Consider the following 15869-nt stretch of genomic DNA (forward strand, 5'->3'; position numbering starts at 1 on the left):
CCTTGCCTTCACCCCGCATTATCCGGCCATGGCTGGCCGCGCGTTATGGGTCCACGCCCTAACTCCCTCGCCTTGCCGGTTGCCGAAGCGCCGTAACGAGATGATCCGCAAGCAATGATGCTGCCCGCGAAAGATTTTGCGCGCGATGCAACCGGATCTCGGCTCGCGGCAGTCGCGGCATGCCGTCGCGTGCGGAGAGGCGCCGCAACGTCGGCGGAAAGGTCCCTGACTTCACGACGGTCACGGCAAGGCCCTGCGCCGCGATCGCCTCGACCGCGGACAGGCTGTGGCTGACAAAGGCGAGCCGCCACGGCCGGTCCGCCGCGTCGAGCGCCTGCATCGCCCAGCTCCGGAACAGACAGCCCTGCGGATAGAGCGCAACCGGCAGCGGATCGAGCTCCTCGACACGATGCGTGGCGCTCGCAGCCCATACCGCCTGCTCGGTGCGCAGCAACTCGCCCTCGCCGCGCCCTTCGGGGTGCATCGCGATCACGAGGTCATAGGCTTCCCCGAGCCGGTCGGTCATCCCTGACGTCAGCCCGGTCTCCATCTCGACATGGATCAGCGGATAGTTGCCGACAAATTCCTTGAGCAGCGGCGGGACGACCAGCGTCCCGTAGTCGTCCATCACGCCAAGGCGCACCCGCCCGTCGATGCCGTGCTCGCGCACCCGGCCGACCGCCTCCGCATTGAGGCTCAGAATGCGACGCGCGTAACCGAGCAGTCCCTCGCCGGCCGCGCTCAGATCGACGCTGGACGTGCTGCGGTGAAACAGCTCGGCCTGCAGCCGCTCCTCCAACCGCTTCACCTGCATGCTGATCGCGGATTGGGTCCGGTTCAGTGCCGCGGCGGCGCGGGTGAAGGAGCGATGGTCCGCCACTGCGACAAAGGCCTGCAACAGATCCGGGTCGAGGACGGGCGCACTCATAACGATCCGTGATTTGATGGATCAAATCTATTCCATTCCCTGATTATGTCGCGTTCCCTAGATTGCGCAAGCAAAACAGGGGGATCGAGGCGGATGGGCGAAATCTGGGGGGTATTGGCCGCGGTCGCGTCGAGCGCGATCGGCGGAACCTCGATCGGGGCGACGCGGTACCTGGTCGGGGCGATCGATCCGCTGGCGATCGGCGCGTTTCGTTTCGGCATCGGCGTCCTGCTGCTGCTGCCGCCGGCGCTGCTGCAACGTGGCAGCTGGCCGCCGCGGCGCGACTGGCCTGGCGTTGCCGGCCTCGGCCTGCTGTTCTTCGCGGCGTTCCCGATCCTGTTCAACGCTTCCCTGATCTTCACCACGGCGGCGCGCGGCGCGCTCGCGCTCTCGACGCTGCCGCTGCTGACCATGCTGATCGGTGCGGCGCTTGGCGCCGAACCGCTGACTGCGCGAAAGACAACAGGCGTATTGGTCACCATCCTCGGCGTCTCGATGGCGCTGCTCTCCGGCCTCGCCACAGCGCCGGCGGGCGCCTGGCGCGGCGATCTGTTGATGGTCGCAGCCGCGCTCTGCATGGCGCTCTACAGCATCTGGTCGAAGCCTTATATCCGCCGCTCCGGCCCGATCCCCTTCACCACGCTCGCGATGGCTGCCGGAGCTGCGGTCCTCATAACAGGCTCGCTGCTGCGCGGCAGTTTCGCGCGGGTCGCCGGGTTCGGTGCGCCGCAATGGTTCGGCGCGATCTATCTCGGCGCGTTCGGCGCAGCACTCACCTTCTACCTCTGGGCCTTCGCGCTGGAGCGGACGACGCCGACCCGGGTAGCGATCTCGGTCACGGTCAATCCGATCGCCGCCTCGCTGGTCGGCGCGGCGCTGCTCGGCGAGCCCTTGAGCTGGAATCTGATGGCCGGCATCGTCACGGTGTTCGCCGGGATCTGGATCGCGACCACCCAGCCCCACCAGGCCCGCGTCGTCGCGCCGGATGCACGCTGACGCGCGGCCGCTCACCGGCAAAGCCGTGAGCGAATCCGTGCTAGCCTGACGTCCGGTCCCAAGCGAACCCGAGGCGGCAGGCATTGAACATCTCCCTCTACGACGTCTCCGTCTGGGTGCTGCCGCTGGTGATCGCCATCACGTTTCACGAAGCAGCGCACGGCTTCGTCGCGCACAGGCTTGGCGACGACACCGCGTGGAAGCTCGGCCGCGTCAGCTTCAACCCGCTGAAGCACATCGATCCGTTCGGCACGCTGATCCTGCCCGCGGTGCTGCTGTTCGCGCATTCGCCGTTCCTGTTCGGCTACGCCAAGCCGGTGCCGGTGAACTTCCGCAAGCTCAACCATCCCAAGCTCGACATGGTGTGGGTGGCCCTGGCCGGCCCGGTCACCAACATCATCCTGGCGACTGCGGCGGCCCTGGCATTCCACGCGCTGCCACTGGTTCCCGCCGATGCGGCAAAATGGACCGCTGACAATTTGAAAAACGCCTTCCTGATCAACATCGTGCTCGCGATCTTCAACATGATGCCGATCCCGCCGCTGGACGGCGGCCGGGTCGCGGTCGGGCTACTGCCGCGGCCGCTGGCGATCCCGCTCGCCCGGCTGGAGCCCTACGGCATGCTGATCCTGATCGGGCTGTTGATCCTGCTGCCCGTGATCGGCAGGCAGGTCGGCCTAAATCTTGATGTTATTTCAATGATACTGCGAACTCTGACCGGCTATGTAATCAACGCCCTTCTCCTCATTACCGGAAACACATAGCCTTGATTTGCGCATGACCCGATTGGAAGATCAGAACCCAATCTTTCATGCTCAGGGACGGGAATGCTTCGAGGCCATGGTGATCAAAGCTGCCGACATGCTGATTGCACGACGCGCCGACACCCGCGCGCGGGCTGACTTTGCAACCTGGAAGATGATGGCGAAGCTGAACGGCGCCTCCGCCCTGCCGCCGGAGGCGCAGAATTTCCTGGCCATCTACAAGAAGCTGCTGGAACAGATGAGCGATGCCGACGCCAGCGAGGCGACGATCCAGGAGATGTACCGCACCTACTATGCGGAGATGGGCGGCGCCGGCAAAGCGCCCGAGGTTCCGGCGCGCACGCGCGAACCGGTTGCCGACACCGGCAATGTCACCGCGTTCCGCCGCCTGCCTGCCAAGAAGGCGGCGACCTCCGCTCCGAACGCCAAGCGTCCGATGCCGGTGGCGCTGATCTTCGCCTGCCTCGTCGTGGTCTACGTCGCGATCCGCTACTACTGGAAATAGCGCGACCGCGCTTCAAGCCATTCCCGCTTTCATCATCGACGCGCGTGCCGCGGCATCGCGTCGCGCGCGACTAGCCGCTCAATCGCCGCAGCGTGGAATATCGCGCGCGATCGATCGCGCCTGTGCCCTAGGCGATGCGCCCGATGCCGGGCATAATGAGGAACTCAAGAACAAAAATCATACTGGAGGACAGATGAAGCGTTCCATTGCAGCCTTGATCATGACGACAAGCCTCGTTTTCGCGGGCGGTGCATCGGCGCAGACGATGGACAAGGTCGCCAAGGTCGGCGCCCTCGGCGATCAGTCCGGTCTCTATCAGGATATCGGCGGTCCCGGTTCGACGGTGGCGGCGCAGATGGCGATCGAGGATTCCGGGCTGCTGGCCAAGGGCTGGAAGATCGACCTGGTCTCGGCCGATCACCAGAACAAGCCCGATGTCGCCGTCAACATCGGCAAGCAGTGGATCGATGTCGAGAAGGTCGACGTGTTCGTCGATCTCGCAGCTTCCAATGTCGGGCTTGCGATTGCGAACCTCGCCAAGGAGAAGAACGTCGTCAACCTGAACTCGGGCTCCGCCTCGTCCGACCTCACCGGGGCGCAATGCTCGCCGAATACGGTGCATTGGGTCTACGACACCTACATGCTCGCCAACGGCACCGGCAAGGCGCTGGTGAAATCCGGCGGCGACAGCTGGTTCTTCCTCACCGCCGACTATGCGTTCGGCCAGGCGCTCGAGCGCGACACCTCGGCGGTCGTCACCGCGAATGGCGGCAAGGTGCTCGGCAGCGTCAAGCATCCGCTCAACAACGCGGATTTCTCGTCGTTCCTGCTGCAGGCGCAAAGCTCGAAGGCCAAGATCGTCGGTCTCGCCAATGCCGGCGGCGATACCACCAACGCGATCAAGCAGGCCGCCGAATTCGGTATCGTCTCGGGCGGCCAGCGGCTTGCGGGCATGCTGCTGTTCATCACCGACATCAACGCGCTCGGCCTCAACGTCGCGCAGGGCCTCAACTTCACCGAGACGTTCTACTGGGACATGAACGACCAGACCCGCGCCTTCACCAAGCGCTTCATGGAGCGGTTCAAGAAGAACCCGCCGACCATGGTGCAGGCCGGCGTCTATTCGTCGCTGATCCACTATTTCAAGGCACTGGAAGCGCTCGGTGGCAATCCGCATGACGGCCGCGTCGTCGTCGCCAAGATGAAGGAGTTGCCGACCGACGATCCGCTGTTCGGCAAGGGTTCGATCCGCATCGACGGCCGCAAGATCCACCCCGCCTATCTGTTCGAGGTGAAGAAGCCACAGGAATCGAAATATCCGTGGGACTATTACAAGCTGGTGGCAACCATCCCGGCGGATGAAGCCTTCCTGCCGCTCGAGAAGAGCGTCTGCCCGCTGGTGAAGAAGAGCTGAGACGACCTCATTCCGGGGCTCGCCAACGGGTCCGCGCAAAGCGCGGCCCGGAATGACAGCGGCTACTTCTTCGGCTTGTTGAAGGTGACGGGAAGCGTGAAGGAGAACTGGTCCTGCGTCAGTCCGGCCGGCGGCGCGGGAACCGGATCGGAACGGTGGACCATCGAGACCGCGGCATCGTCGAACGCGGCATCTCCGGAGGTTTCCATCACGGCGACCGACAGGACCTTGCCGAGGCGATTGAGCACCAGGGCAAGCTTGACCTTGCCCTCCTTGGCCTTGACGTTCTCCGGGAATTTCTTGTGCTGGTCGAGATAGGCGCTGATCTTCTTGCCCCAGTTGGCCGTCAGCGCGAGCTTGTCCTTGCCGATCCCGGGATTGGGCGCCTTGGTGGTCTCCGACTGACGCGTTGCGTCCTCCAGCTTGGTTGGCGATTGGTCTTGGTGCCTCTCGGCGGCCTCGCTGGTCTCGGTCTGCACCTTGGCGACCTGGGCATCCTCCTCCTTCGGCTTCTTGCTGTTGTCTTCCGTGACGATGCGGTCGGCGTCCTCGGTCTCGGTCGGCTTGGCCTGCGGAAGGTCGGTCTCCTTGACCTCCGCCTTCTGCTGGGTCATTTCCGGCGAAGCTTCCTGTGCGCGGTCCTCCGGTCCGGGGGGCGCCGAGTTATCCTCGTCGGTTGCTGAGGCAAGCTCGATGGCGTACTCCGCGCCGGCAGCGCCAAGCCCCTCGTCGCCGTCGTCGCGCAAATTCGTCAGCGCCAGCGCCGCGCCGCCGAGATGCAGCCCGACCGCCGTCACCGCGGCAATCACCCAGAGCCGCTTCGACGTCCGCAGATCGAGATCGGGGTTGGTGGACATCGCTGCTCGCCGTCAGGGTTTGGCCGGCTCGGCCTGCGCCGCCGCGGGCGCGCCCGGCACGCCCTCGAGCGCGACCAACTTGACATGCGTGTAGCCACCGGCGCGCAACAGCTCCATCACGCCCATCAGCTCGCCATAGGGCACCATGCGATCGGCGCGCAGGAAGACGTATTTGTCCCTGGTCATGTCGGGCACCGCATCGAGCGAATTGACGAGGTCGGCCCGCTTCACCGCGTTCTCGCCGATCGCCAGCGTCAGGTCGGGCTTGATGCTGACATAAGTCGGCTTGTCCGGCTTCTTCTGCGGCGTCGCGCTGGAGGTCGGCAGATCGATCGGCAGGTCGACGGTCGAGAGCGGCGCCGCCACCATGAAGATGATCAGCAGCACCAGCATCACGTCGATGAACGGCGTGACGTTGATCTCGTGGGATTCCGCGAAATCGTCGTCGCCGTCGTTCTCGGAGATCGAGACTGCCATCGCCTACTCCGCCGCCGCGGCACGCGGATGTGCGGCGCGCGGAACGTCACCATGGGTGCGGTCGAGATCGCGCGACAAGAGCCGTCCCGCCGCGCCCGAGGCGCGGTTGACGAGCTCGAGATAGACCTTCGTGACGCGCGAGAAATGGTTGTAGATGATGACCGCGGGGATCGCCGCGACGAGGCCGATCGCGGTGGCGAGCAGCGCTTCCGCGATGCCCGGCGCCACCACGGCAAGGTTCGTCGTCTGCGACTTCGAAATGCCGATGAAGCTGTTCATGATGCCCCAGACCGTGCCGAACAGGCCGACGAACGGCGACGTCGCACCGATGGTCGCGAGCAGGCCCATGCCGACGCGGATCTTGCGGGCCTCGGCGCGCACGATCTCGGCAAAGCTCGACGCGGCACGCTCCTTGATGCCGGCATCGCTGGAGATGCCCGCCGACAGCCGTCCCTCGCGCATCGCCGCCGCAATGAACGACGACAGCACGCTGCCCTTGGCACCGAGCGCGAACTGCGCCTCCGCCAGCGACCGCGATTCAGCGATCTTGGCGAGCGCGCCGCGCAGCTTGCTCTGCGCCACGGTCAGCTCGACCATCTTGGCGATGAACACCGTCCAGGTCACGAGCGAGGCGAACGCAAGACCGAGCATCACCGCCTTCACGATGATGTCGGCGTTCAGAAACATGTTCCACGGCGACAATTCGTGCAGGCCGGTCGAGGTCGACTTCAGCACCTTGCCATCGCCGCTCGCCGGCGCGGCCGGCGACGCATCGATCGCGGTCGGTGCCGGAGCCGCCGCGGCAGGTGCCGGCGCGGCCTGAGCTTGCGGGGCCGCGGGCGCGGTCGAGGCAGCCGCCACTGGAGCGGCAGCCGGTGGTTGCGCCACGGGGACCGACTGAGCCCGGGTCACGGGCTGCCCGGCAGGCGCCGTTTGCTGCTGCGCCGAAGACGGCGCGGCCAGCATCAGCATCGCCAGCGAGGCGATCAGGGCGGATGCGGCGGGGAACTTGAATGTCATCATCAGTTACACTTCAGCCCAGTGACGGATCAGGTTGTGATAAATCCCGGTCAATTTGACCGTTTCAGGGTCGTCGCGGCCCAGCCGCTCCACCAGAGCCTGGATCGCTGTATCGAGATCGAAGATCAGGCTGCGCGCGTGGGCATCCCGTACCATGCTCTGTAGCCAGAAAAAAGACGCTACCCGCGTCCCCCGCGTGACCGGCGTGACCAGATGCAAGCTGGACGCAGGATAAACCACGAGATCGCCTGCCGGCAGCTTGATTTCATGCGACCCGTAGAGGTCTTCGATGACGAGCTCGCCGCCATCATAGTCCTCCGGCTCCGATAAAAACAGCGTGACCGACAGGTCGGTGCGGATCCGCATGCCCGTCAGCCTGTCGCCCCGCACCGCATTGTCGACATGCAGGCCGAAATGGTGCCCGTCGCTTGCGGCATAGCGGTTGAACAAGGGTGGAAAGATTTGAAGCGGAATCGCCGCCGAGATGAAGCGCGGGCTCGCCGACAGCGCCGACAGGATCCGGTTGCCGAGCAGCCTGGCGACCTCGCTGTCGGGCGGCAACTGCTCGTTGCGCTTGACCATCGCGGACGCAGCCCCCGCGGTCGAGCGGCCGTCCTCCCAATCGCTGGCGTCCATGATGCGGCGGAAGTCCGCCACATCAGCCTTGTCCAATACGTTGGGAATACAGACCAGCATCTTGTGCCGCGAAGCCTCCGTCAGTAACGCGCAGAAACGACCAGATACGCCGCGCGTCCCGGCGCTTCGAGCACGAACGGCGCCGCGCTCTGGTACAGCGCGTCATAGTAGCGCTTGTCGAAGATGTTGTTGACGAACAGCTTCATGGTCCAGTGCTTGTCGATCTTGGCCTCGGCAAAGGCGTCGAAGCGCCAGTAGCTCGGGATCGACGTGCCCTGGTTGGCCGCGAGCAGCGTGCCGCCATAGACCTTGGAGCGATACACCGCCTGCCCGCCGAGCTCCCACATGTCGGTGAGCTGGTACTTCGTCAACATGCTGAATGACTGATGCGCGACGTTGGCGAGCGGCAGTCCGACGTTGCTGGAATACAGGATCGTATTGGCCGGCGGTGCCAGCGACCGCGTCACCTCCGACTGCATCAGCACGAGGCCGCCGAACACGCTCCACTTGTCGGTGATCTTGCCGCCGACGCCGAGATCGATACCGCGGATGCGGTATGCGGCACCCGCCGTGATGCAGGATACGTTGCCGGTCGTTCCGGCCGGATAGACGCATCCCGGGATCGCAACAGCTGCAGTGGTGCTGTTGACGTTTTGCGCTTCGCGGGCGTTTTCCTTCTCGGTCTGGAACAACGCCGCGGTCACCAGAAGATGGCGGTCGAACAGCTCCCACTTGGTGCCGACCTCGATCGCCTTGTTCTTCTCCGGCCCGAAGATCTGGTTGTTGCCGCCGTTGAGAACCGGATTGATGCCGCCATAGGCGGTGCTGGTGCCGTCGAACTCGGCGCCGACCGGATTGGACGAGGTCGCGTAGGCCGCATAGACGCTGCCGTTCGGCAGCGGCTTCAACGTCAGGCCGACGTTGAAGTTCGGCATTCCGAACTCGGCCGACTGCTGACCGAAGGCGCCACTCGATGCGTAGCCGGACGTGTTGATCTTGTAGTCGTCGTAACGGACGCCGCCATTGAGGATGACGAAGTCGTTGTAGTTGGCGGAATCCATCACGTATCCGCTCACGGTGTCGATCCCGATCCTGGTCGGCCTGCCGCTGAGGCTCGCGCTGTTCGTAAACGGGATGTTCGTGTATTGCGGGTTGAAGACGCTGACGCCGGAGAGCGAGCCGTTTCCGCTGAAAGTCGACGTGCCGGTCGTGATTTCGGAGGCCAGACCGGAATAACTGTCGATCGAAGACCGCTCGTTGTCGTATTCGACGCCGGCCGTTGTGGTGTGCTTGAAGCCGAGCCCGTCGACCGACTTGTAGGTCGCCTCGGTCTGGTTGGCGAACACGTCCGTGACCTGATAGCGGCTCTGCGGGTTGGCGTTGAGGGTCGAGGCCGAGAGCGGGTTGGTCAGCGTCGGCTGTTCCGGTAGCGTGCCGATGTAGTTCTGGGTCGAACGCGATTCCCGGATCTTGTTGCTGATCACGAGGTCCGGCGTGATCTGCACTTCGGCATTGATCGTGCCGATATCCTGCCCGGTCCTGAAGAAGTCGCGATTGACGAAGCCGTAGAAGTTATTGCGGTTGACGCCGAAGTCCGGGAACGGCCCGCCGGCCGTGCTGGCAGTGCTCGGCCGGTAGTAAGGCACGCCGAAGTCCGGGATGCCGGTGAGCTCGGTGTGGATGTAGTTGCCGGTGATCTTCACCGCATCGACCGGCTTCCACGTTCCGGCCACGAACGCACCGTCGCGATTGTCGGTGACATAGCTGCGGCCGGCGACGCCGGCATCCTGGAACAGGCCGCCGGCGCGGATCGCCAGCGTCGGGCTGATCACCTGGTTGACGTCGAGCGTCACCCGCTTGGTGCGATCGGTGCCGAACGTCGTGTCCATGTTGTAGAAGCTGTTCTCCGTCGTCGCCTGCTTGGTGACGATGTTGATCGCGCCGCCTGTGGTGCCGCGGCCTGCAAAGGACGAGCCCGGGCCGCGCAGGATCTCGACCTGCTCGGTGAAGAAGTTCTCGCGGACGCTGACGCCGGCGTCGCGCACGCCGTCGATGAAGATGTCGTTGCGCGCGTCGAAGCCGCGGATGAAGAAGCGGTCGCCGAACGCATTGCCGCCCTCGCCCGTGCCGAGCGTGACGCCGGCCGTCGACAGGATCGCCGATTTCAGCGAGGTGGCGTTCTTGTCTTCGAGCACGTCCTTGGTCAGCACCGTGACCGACTTCGGCGTGTTCAGAATCGGCTCGGGATACTTCCCGGAGGCCTGCAAACGGTCGCCCTTGTACGGCGCGGCCGGATCCGCGTAGCGGTCGCGATCGGCGGGAAGGCCGCCGGCGTTGGGGAACGGCACCGGCGCCTGCTGGGCCTGCTGATTGGTGCGACGCGCGGCGCGGCGCAGCGCGTTACGGGCGCGGACCTGATCCGAGGTGGGCTTTGACGTGACGGGGCGCGGGCGCGCGACCGGGGCATCCACATTCACCGGCGGCAGGCTGGATTGTTGCGCTTCAGCCCCCGAGAACGACGCCACCGCGATCAGGCTCGCGACAGCCGAGACCTTCGTGGTGGAGTAACCCGTATCGTCAGCCGAACCAATCGCCGCATCGAAGCGCAGCGATCTCGGCGCCTTCACATTGCTCATGTCTTGCACGCCCCCAGAAAAGCCAGTCCGTTCGCGATATCACGATGCGACGAACTGTCTCTTTCGGTTATCGAGCGTGACCTTTTTTATCAATGCGATGAGCGCCACAGTCCGCTTGAATCGCCCCAATTCAAAGCGATTCTAATTTGTGATTTGAAATCGTTCTAAGCTCTAGTTTTTAAGCGTTCTAATAATCGTTCTAAACTCATCCGACACAACGCGGGCCGCGCCTTTCGGGCGCCAGACAATTCTCTCCACGGTCACCCGGCGCTTGGTGGCTTCATCAGCGAGAACAGCTCGTCGATGGTCCGCTGCGCGACCTGCCGCACGCGGTCGCTGTTCTCGAGGCCGGCGATGTTGACGCCGTTGACGACGGCTTTGATCTCGTCGCGGAAGTCGGTGAGAAAACGCAGCGGATCACGCTGCTCGTTGGCGACGCGTGCGATCAATCCGGTGACCAGGATTTGACATGCCATCATGCGCCCGTTCAACTCATCCATCGCTGCCCTCATCCTCTCGCATCGTCGCTGCGCGATATGAACGACATCCCGCGGCGTTTCAACCGCGTCGCGCAAACTGCATCGGGTGAGCGGATGGAGAGCCGGTCCGGACGCGAGGAGACCCGCGCTATTTCGCGGCGATGTGCTCGGCATCCTCGCCGAGCGCCTTGATGCGATCCTTGACCTCGCGAAGCGTGGCGAGACCGCTCTCGACATGCTTGTCGGATACGTCGCGGAGCACGTCGCCGGCGATCTCATCGCGCAAGCTGTCGAGATCGTCGACGAGGCGGCGCCCGCTTTTCGTCAGGAACAGGCGATTGGCGCGGCGATCCCTGGGATCGGGACGGCGCTCGAGCAGGCCGTGTTCGACGAGGCGGTCAAGCAGCCGCACCAGCGAGATCGGCTGCAGCTCGAGCACGTCGGCAAGGTCGACCTGGGACAGCCCTTCCTGCTCGCGCAGGCGGAACAGCACGATCCATTGGGCGCGCGTGGTGCCTCGCGCCTTGGCGCGATGATCGATATAGTTGCGCAGCAGCCTGGAACTCTCGACGAGCTGCGCAATGAACTGGCGTTTGAGATCGCGCGACATGGGGTCCTCGGTGCGTTTCCCGGGCGAAATGTTTCTGCTCGTTTCTGGCCTAAACCTTTCCAAATGTTTAGGATTCTCAAGCCTTGGTGTGTTTACACATTAAGTGCACGCATATTATATCCGCAAGCTCTGTGAACCGTTTCGATCACCCATTATTGTTACGTCGAACCCAAGAGTCCGCATGTCAAAGTCACGCACCATCGGTTGGGTTTTAGTGATCGCTGCGGTCGGCGCCGCCGGTTATTTCGGCTGGCAAAAATACACCAGCAACCAGCTGACGGCCGAAGCCGCGCAGAAGCGTTCCGCCCAGCGCCCGGCCGTCCCGGTCAAAATATCGCCGGTCGAGAAGGCCGACTTCCCGGTCTATCTGACCGGTCTCGGCACGGTGCAGGCGTTCAACACCGTCCAGGTCCGCACCCGGGTCGACGGCCAGATCACCAAGATCGCGTTCAAGGAAGGCCAGTTCGTCAAGGCGGGCGACACGCTGGTCGAGATCGATCCCCGGCCCTATCAGGCAACGCTCGACCAGGCCAAGGCCAAGAAGGCCCAGGACGAGGCCAACCTCGCCAACGCCAATCTCGACCTGCAGCGCTACACCAAGCTCGGCGAATTCGCGACGCGCCAGCAACTCGATACCCAGCGCTCCACCGTGGCCCAGCTGACGGCCCAGATCGCCGCCGACGAGGCGGCCATCTTCAACGCCCAGACCCAGGTCGACTACGCCACCGTGAAGTCCCCGATCGACGGCATCGTCGGCCTGCGGCTGGTCGATATCGGCAACATCGTCAACGCCTCGGCCCAGACCGGCATCGTGACGATCACCCAGATCGAGCCGATCACGGTGATCTTCACCGCACCGGAAGACCAGCTGCCCGATATCAAGGCGGCACTGGCGGCGGCACCGCCCAAGACCATTGCCCTGACCACCGACGCCAAGCGGGTGCTGTCCACCGGAGCTCTGGCGCTGATCAACAACCAAGTCGACACCACCAGCGGGACTGTCCGGCTGAAGGCGGTGTTTGATAACAAGGACCATGCGCTGTGGCCGGGCCAGTCGGTCTCGACCCGGCTTCTGGTCAAAATCTTGAAGGATGCCACCGTCGTCCCGGATGACGCGGTGCAACATGGCACCGAAGGCCTCTACGCGTATTCAGTCAATCAGGAGAACAAGGCCGAGCTTCGCAAGCTAAAGGTCAGCCAGTCGATCGACGGCAAGTCGGTGATCGATGAGGGCCTGTCGCCGGGACAGCAGGTGATCACCGCGGGCCAGTACAAGGTCTCGCCGGGAACCCTGGTGACGACGGCGGTGGCGAGCTCGGACCAGTCACAGTCGAAGGTTACGCAGGAATGAGCGACGGAATTTCCGCACCATTCATTCGCTTCCCCATCGGCACCTCGCTGCTGATGGCCGGCATCCTGTTCGTCGGCCTGGTCGCCTATCCCCTGCTGCCGGTCGCGCCGCTGCCGCAAGTCGACTTCCCGACCATCCAGATCACCGCGACGCTGCCGGGCGGCAGCCCGGAGACCATGGCAAGTTCGGTTGCCCAGCCGCTGGAGCGCCAGTTCGCGCAGATCCCCGGCATCGCGCAGATGACGTCGACAAGCTATCTGGGCACGGCGTCGGTGACGATCCAGTTCGACCTCAACCGCTCGATCGACGGCGCCGCCAACGACGTGCAGGCTGCCATCAACGCCGCCAGCGGCCAGTTGCCGAAGAACCTCCCCTCGCCGCCGACCTATCGCAAGGTCAATCCGGCGGACGCGCCGATCATGCTGCTGTCGGCGACATCGGACACGCTGCCGCTGACTACGGTCAGCGATTCCGTCGACGCCCAGCTCGCCCAGCAGATCAGCCAGATTTCCGGCGTCGCGCAGGTCATCATCGGCGGCCAGCAGAAGCCGTCGGTCCGCGTCCAGATCGACCCGGCCAAGCTGGTCGCGAAGGGCGTGCAGCTGGAGGACGTCCGCGCCGCGATCAACATCGCAACCGTCGACAGCCCGAAGGGCAATATCGACGGCGCCACCCGCGCCTACACCATCTACGCCAACGACCAGCTGCTCACGGCGGATCCGTGGAACGACGTCATCATCGCCTACCGCAACGGCGGGCCGCTGCGCATCCGCGACATCGGCCAGGCGGTGACCGGGCCTGAGGACGCCAAGCAGGCGGCCTGGGCCAACGGCAAGCGCGGCGTGTTCCTCGTCGTCTTCAAGCAGCCCGGCGCCAACGTCATCGACACCGTCGACAAGATCAAGGCGGCGCTGCCGCGCCTGGTCGCGGCCATTCCGCCGGCGGTCAAGATCGAGGTCATCTCCGACCGCACCACCACGATCCGCGCCGCGGTGGAGGACGTCCAGTTCACCCTGCTGCTGACCATCTTCCTGGTCGTGATGGTGATCTTTGTCTTCCTGCGCAGCTTCTGGGCCACCGTCATCCCGGCCGTCACCGTGCCGTTGGCATTGCTGGGCGCCTGCGCGCTGATGTGGGTGTTCGGCTATACGCTCGACAACCTGTCGCTGATGGCGCTGACGATCGCGGTCGGCTTCGTCGTCGACGACGCCATCGTGATGCTGGAGAACATCAGCCGCTACATCGAGGAAGGCGAGAGGCCGATGGCCGCCGCCTTCAAGGGTTCCAAGGAGATCGGCTTCACCATCGTCTCGATCAGCATCTCGCTGGTCGCGGTGCTGATCCCGCTGCTGCTGATGGGCGGCATCATCGGCCGCCTGTTCCGCGAATTCGCGGTCGTGCTGGCGATGACCATCTTCGTCTCGATGTTCGTGTCGCTGACGCTGACGCCGATGATGGCCTCGCGCTTCCTGCGCGCCCACAATGAGGAACGGCACGGTCGTCTCTACAAGCTCAGCGAGCGCGGCTTCGACGCGATGCTGCGCGGCTATCAGAGCGGGCTCGACCTCGCCCTGCGCTGGAAGTTCACGACCCTGATGATCTTCTTCGCGACGCTGGCGCTGTCGGTCTACATGTTCGTCATCATCCCGAAGGGCTTCTTCCCCCAGCAGGACGTCGGCCTGATCACCGCGACCTCGGAGGCCAGCCAGGACATTTCGTTCGCTGAAATGAAGGGCAAGCAGGAAGAGCTCAGCAAGATCGTCATGCAGGATCCCGGCGTGGCGACGGTGGCGATGGCGATCGGCGGCAGCGGCCGGGCCGGCAACAACGGCAACATGTTCATCACGCTCAAGCCGCTGAACGAGCGCGATGCCAACGCGCAGCAGATCATCGCCCGCCTGCGGCCGAAGCTGGAGAAGGTGCTCGGCGCCCGGCTGTTCATGCAGGCCGCGCAGGACGTCCGCCTCGGCGGCCGCCCGACCCGCACCCAGTTCGAGTTCACGCTACAGGATGCCGACCTTTCCGAGTTGAACCAGTGGGCGCCGAAGATCCTCTCGAAGATGCAGACGCTGCCGCAGCTGCGCGACGTCGCGACCGACCAGCAGACCAACGGCACCACGGTCGAGCTGAAGATCAACCGCGACACCGCCTCGCGCTATGGCATCCAGCCGCAGCTGATCGACGACACGCTCTATGACGCGTTCGGCCAGCGCCAGGTGACGCAGTATTTCACCCAGCTCAACAGCTACCACGTCATCCTCGAGGTGCTGCCGGAGCTGCAGGGCTCGGTCGACACGCTGAACAACATCTACATCAAGTCGCCGCTGACCGGCGAACAGGTGCCGCTGTCGACCTTTGCGAAGTGGACCACCGTTCCGGTGCGGCCGCTGTCGATCAGCCACCAGGGCCAGTTCCCGGCGATCACCATCTCGTTCAACCTGGCGCAGGGCACAGCGCTCGGCCAGGCGACGGACGCGGTGCAGAAGGCGATGATCGACCTTGGCGCGCCGCCGACCCTGAGCTCAAGCTTCCAGGGCACCGCGCAGGCGTTCCAGCAATCGCTGTCGACCGTGCCGCTGCTGATCCTGGCGGCGCTCGTGGTCGTCTACCTGATCCTCGGCATTCTCTACGAGAGCTACATCCATCCGATCACCATTCTGTCGACCTTGCCCTCGGCCGGCGTCGGCGCGCTGGCGATCCTGATGGCGGCCGGCTTCGACTTCTCGCTGATCGCGCTGATCGGCATCATCCTCTTGATCGGCATCGTGAAGAAGAACGGCATCATGATGGTCGACTTCGCGATCGCCGCCGAGCGCGACCAGCACATGGAGCCGGTGGCGGCGATCCGCCAGGCCGCCCTGCTCCGCTTCCGCCCGATCATGATGACGACGATGGCCGCGATGCTCGGCGGCGTGCCGCTGATGCTCGGCACCGGCACCGGCTCCGAGATCCGCCAGCCGCTCGGCTACGCGATGGTCGGCGGCCTGATCGTCAGCCAGGCGCTGACGCTGTTCACGACGCCCGTGGTCTATCTCTATCTCGACAGGCTCTCCAACGCGTTTGCGAACTGGGGCCGCTCGCCGCGCGCCGACCACGACGCCGACGATGGCGAGGACGGATCGGTCAAGCAGGCCGCCGAGTGACTTGACTTTTGCCCGCATACCGGCACACCCGAAAGGTGTTCATTTCGGAGCCG

General features: G+C 64.5%; 14 protein-coding genes. 6 read left to right on the top strand and 8 right to left on the bottom strand.

The annotated features are described in order from the left end of the window. Positions 1-58 precede the first annotated feature (58 nt). Entirely contained in the window at positions 59-928 is an 870-nt protein-coding gene (locus XH92_RS27450; RefSeq protein ID WP_194454904.1) for a LysR substrate-binding domain-containing protein, read from the bottom strand. Positions 929-1021: 93 nt separating this feature from the next. Between XH92_RS27450 and XH92_RS27455 the strand changes: the two genes are divergently transcribed. The 4 genes from XH92_RS27455 to XH92_RS27470 all read left to right on the top strand — a co-directional run bounded on the left by XH92_RS27455 (position 1022) and on the right by XH92_RS27470 (position 4607). Beyond that, positions 1022-1924, top strand: coding sequence for a DMT family transporter (locus XH92_RS27455; RefSeq protein WP_194454905.1), 903 nt, complete (start codon positions 1022-1024; stop codon positions 1922-1924). An 83-nt stretch (positions 1925-2007) separates the two neighbouring features. Beyond that, complete coding sequence (locus tag XH92_RS27460; protein ID WP_194454906.1) at positions 2008-2688, top strand: site-2 protease family protein; 681 nt, start codon at positions 2008-2010, stop codon at positions 2686-2688. A gap of 76 nt (positions 2689-2764) precedes the next feature. Further along, on the top strand, positions 2765-3193 hold the full coding sequence (locus tag XH92_RS27465) for a hypothetical protein (RefSeq protein WP_246787649.1): 429 nt from the start codon (positions 2765-2767) through the stop codon (positions 3191-3193). A gap of 193 nt (positions 3194-3386) precedes the next feature. Next, positions 3387-4607, top strand: a complete 1221-nt coding sequence (locus tag XH92_RS27470) for an ABC transporter substrate-binding protein (protein WP_194454907.1) — start codon at positions 3387-3389, stop codon at positions 4605-4607. Positions 4608-4669: 62 nt separating this feature from the next. On the opposite strand, the gene XH92_RS27475 is transcribed toward XH92_RS27470, so the two are convergent. The 7 genes from XH92_RS27475 to XH92_RS27505 all read right to left on the bottom strand — a co-directional run bounded on the left by XH92_RS27475 (position 4670) and on the right by XH92_RS27505 (position 11322). After that, the gene (locus XH92_RS27475) at positions 4670-5464 is read right to left on the bottom strand and encodes a TonB family protein (protein ID WP_194454908.1); all 795 of its coding nucleotides are present in this window, start codon (positions 5462-5464) and stop codon (positions 4670-4672) included. 12 nt (positions 5465-5476) lie between these two features. Beyond that, complete coding sequence (gene exbD, locus XH92_RS27480; protein ID WP_194454909.1) at positions 5477-5941, bottom strand: TonB system transport protein ExbD; 465 nt, start codon at positions 5939-5941, stop codon at positions 5477-5479. A 3-nt stretch (positions 5942-5944) separates the two neighbouring features. Further along, positions 5945-6964, bottom strand: a complete 1020-nt coding sequence (exbB, locus tag XH92_RS27485; protein ID WP_194454910.1) for a tonB-system energizer ExbB — start codon at positions 6962-6964, stop codon at positions 5945-5947. 3 nt (positions 6965-6967) lie between these two features. After that, on the bottom strand, positions 6968-7657 hold the full coding sequence (locus XH92_RS27490; RefSeq protein WP_194454911.1) for a Fe2+-dependent dioxygenase: 690 nt from the start codon (positions 7655-7657) through the stop codon (positions 6968-6970). 20 nt (positions 7658-7677) lie between these two features. Further along, entirely contained in the window at positions 7678-10233 is a 2556-nt protein-coding gene (locus tag XH92_RS27495) for a TonB-dependent siderophore receptor (protein WP_194454912.1), read from the bottom strand. Between the two features lie 260 nt (positions 10234-10493). Next, positions 10494-10733 (bottom strand): hypothetical protein, encoded by a 240-nt coding sequence (locus tag XH92_RS27500; protein WP_194454913.1) that lies wholly within the window; start codon positions 10731-10733, stop codon positions 10494-10496. Between the two features lie 127 nt (positions 10734-10860). Next, complete coding sequence (locus XH92_RS27505; RefSeq protein WP_097672420.1) at positions 10861-11322, bottom strand: MarR family winged helix-turn-helix transcriptional regulator; 462 nt, start codon at positions 11320-11322, stop codon at positions 10861-10863. A 181-nt stretch (positions 11323-11503) separates the two neighbouring features. On the opposite strand from XH92_RS27505, the gene XH92_RS27510 reads away from it, so the two are divergent. Beyond that, positions 11504-12673, top strand: coding sequence for an efflux RND transporter periplasmic adaptor subunit (locus XH92_RS27510; RefSeq protein ID WP_194454914.1), 1170 nt, complete (start codon positions 11504-11506; stop codon positions 12671-12673). Beyond that, a complete protein-coding gene (locus XH92_RS27515) occupies positions 12670-15816 on the top strand; it encodes an efflux RND transporter permease subunit (RefSeq protein ID WP_194454915.1) in 3147 nt (1048 codons plus the stop codon). Before XH92_RS27510 ends, XH92_RS27515 begins: the two co-directional genes overlap by 4 nt. The last annotated feature ends 53 nt before the right edge of the window (positions 15817-15869 follow it).

It is taken from the genome of Bradyrhizobium sp. CCBAU 53421 (assembly GCF_015291625.1).
Lineage (GTDB): Bacteria > Pseudomonadota > Alphaproteobacteria > Rhizobiales > Xanthobacteraceae > Bradyrhizobium.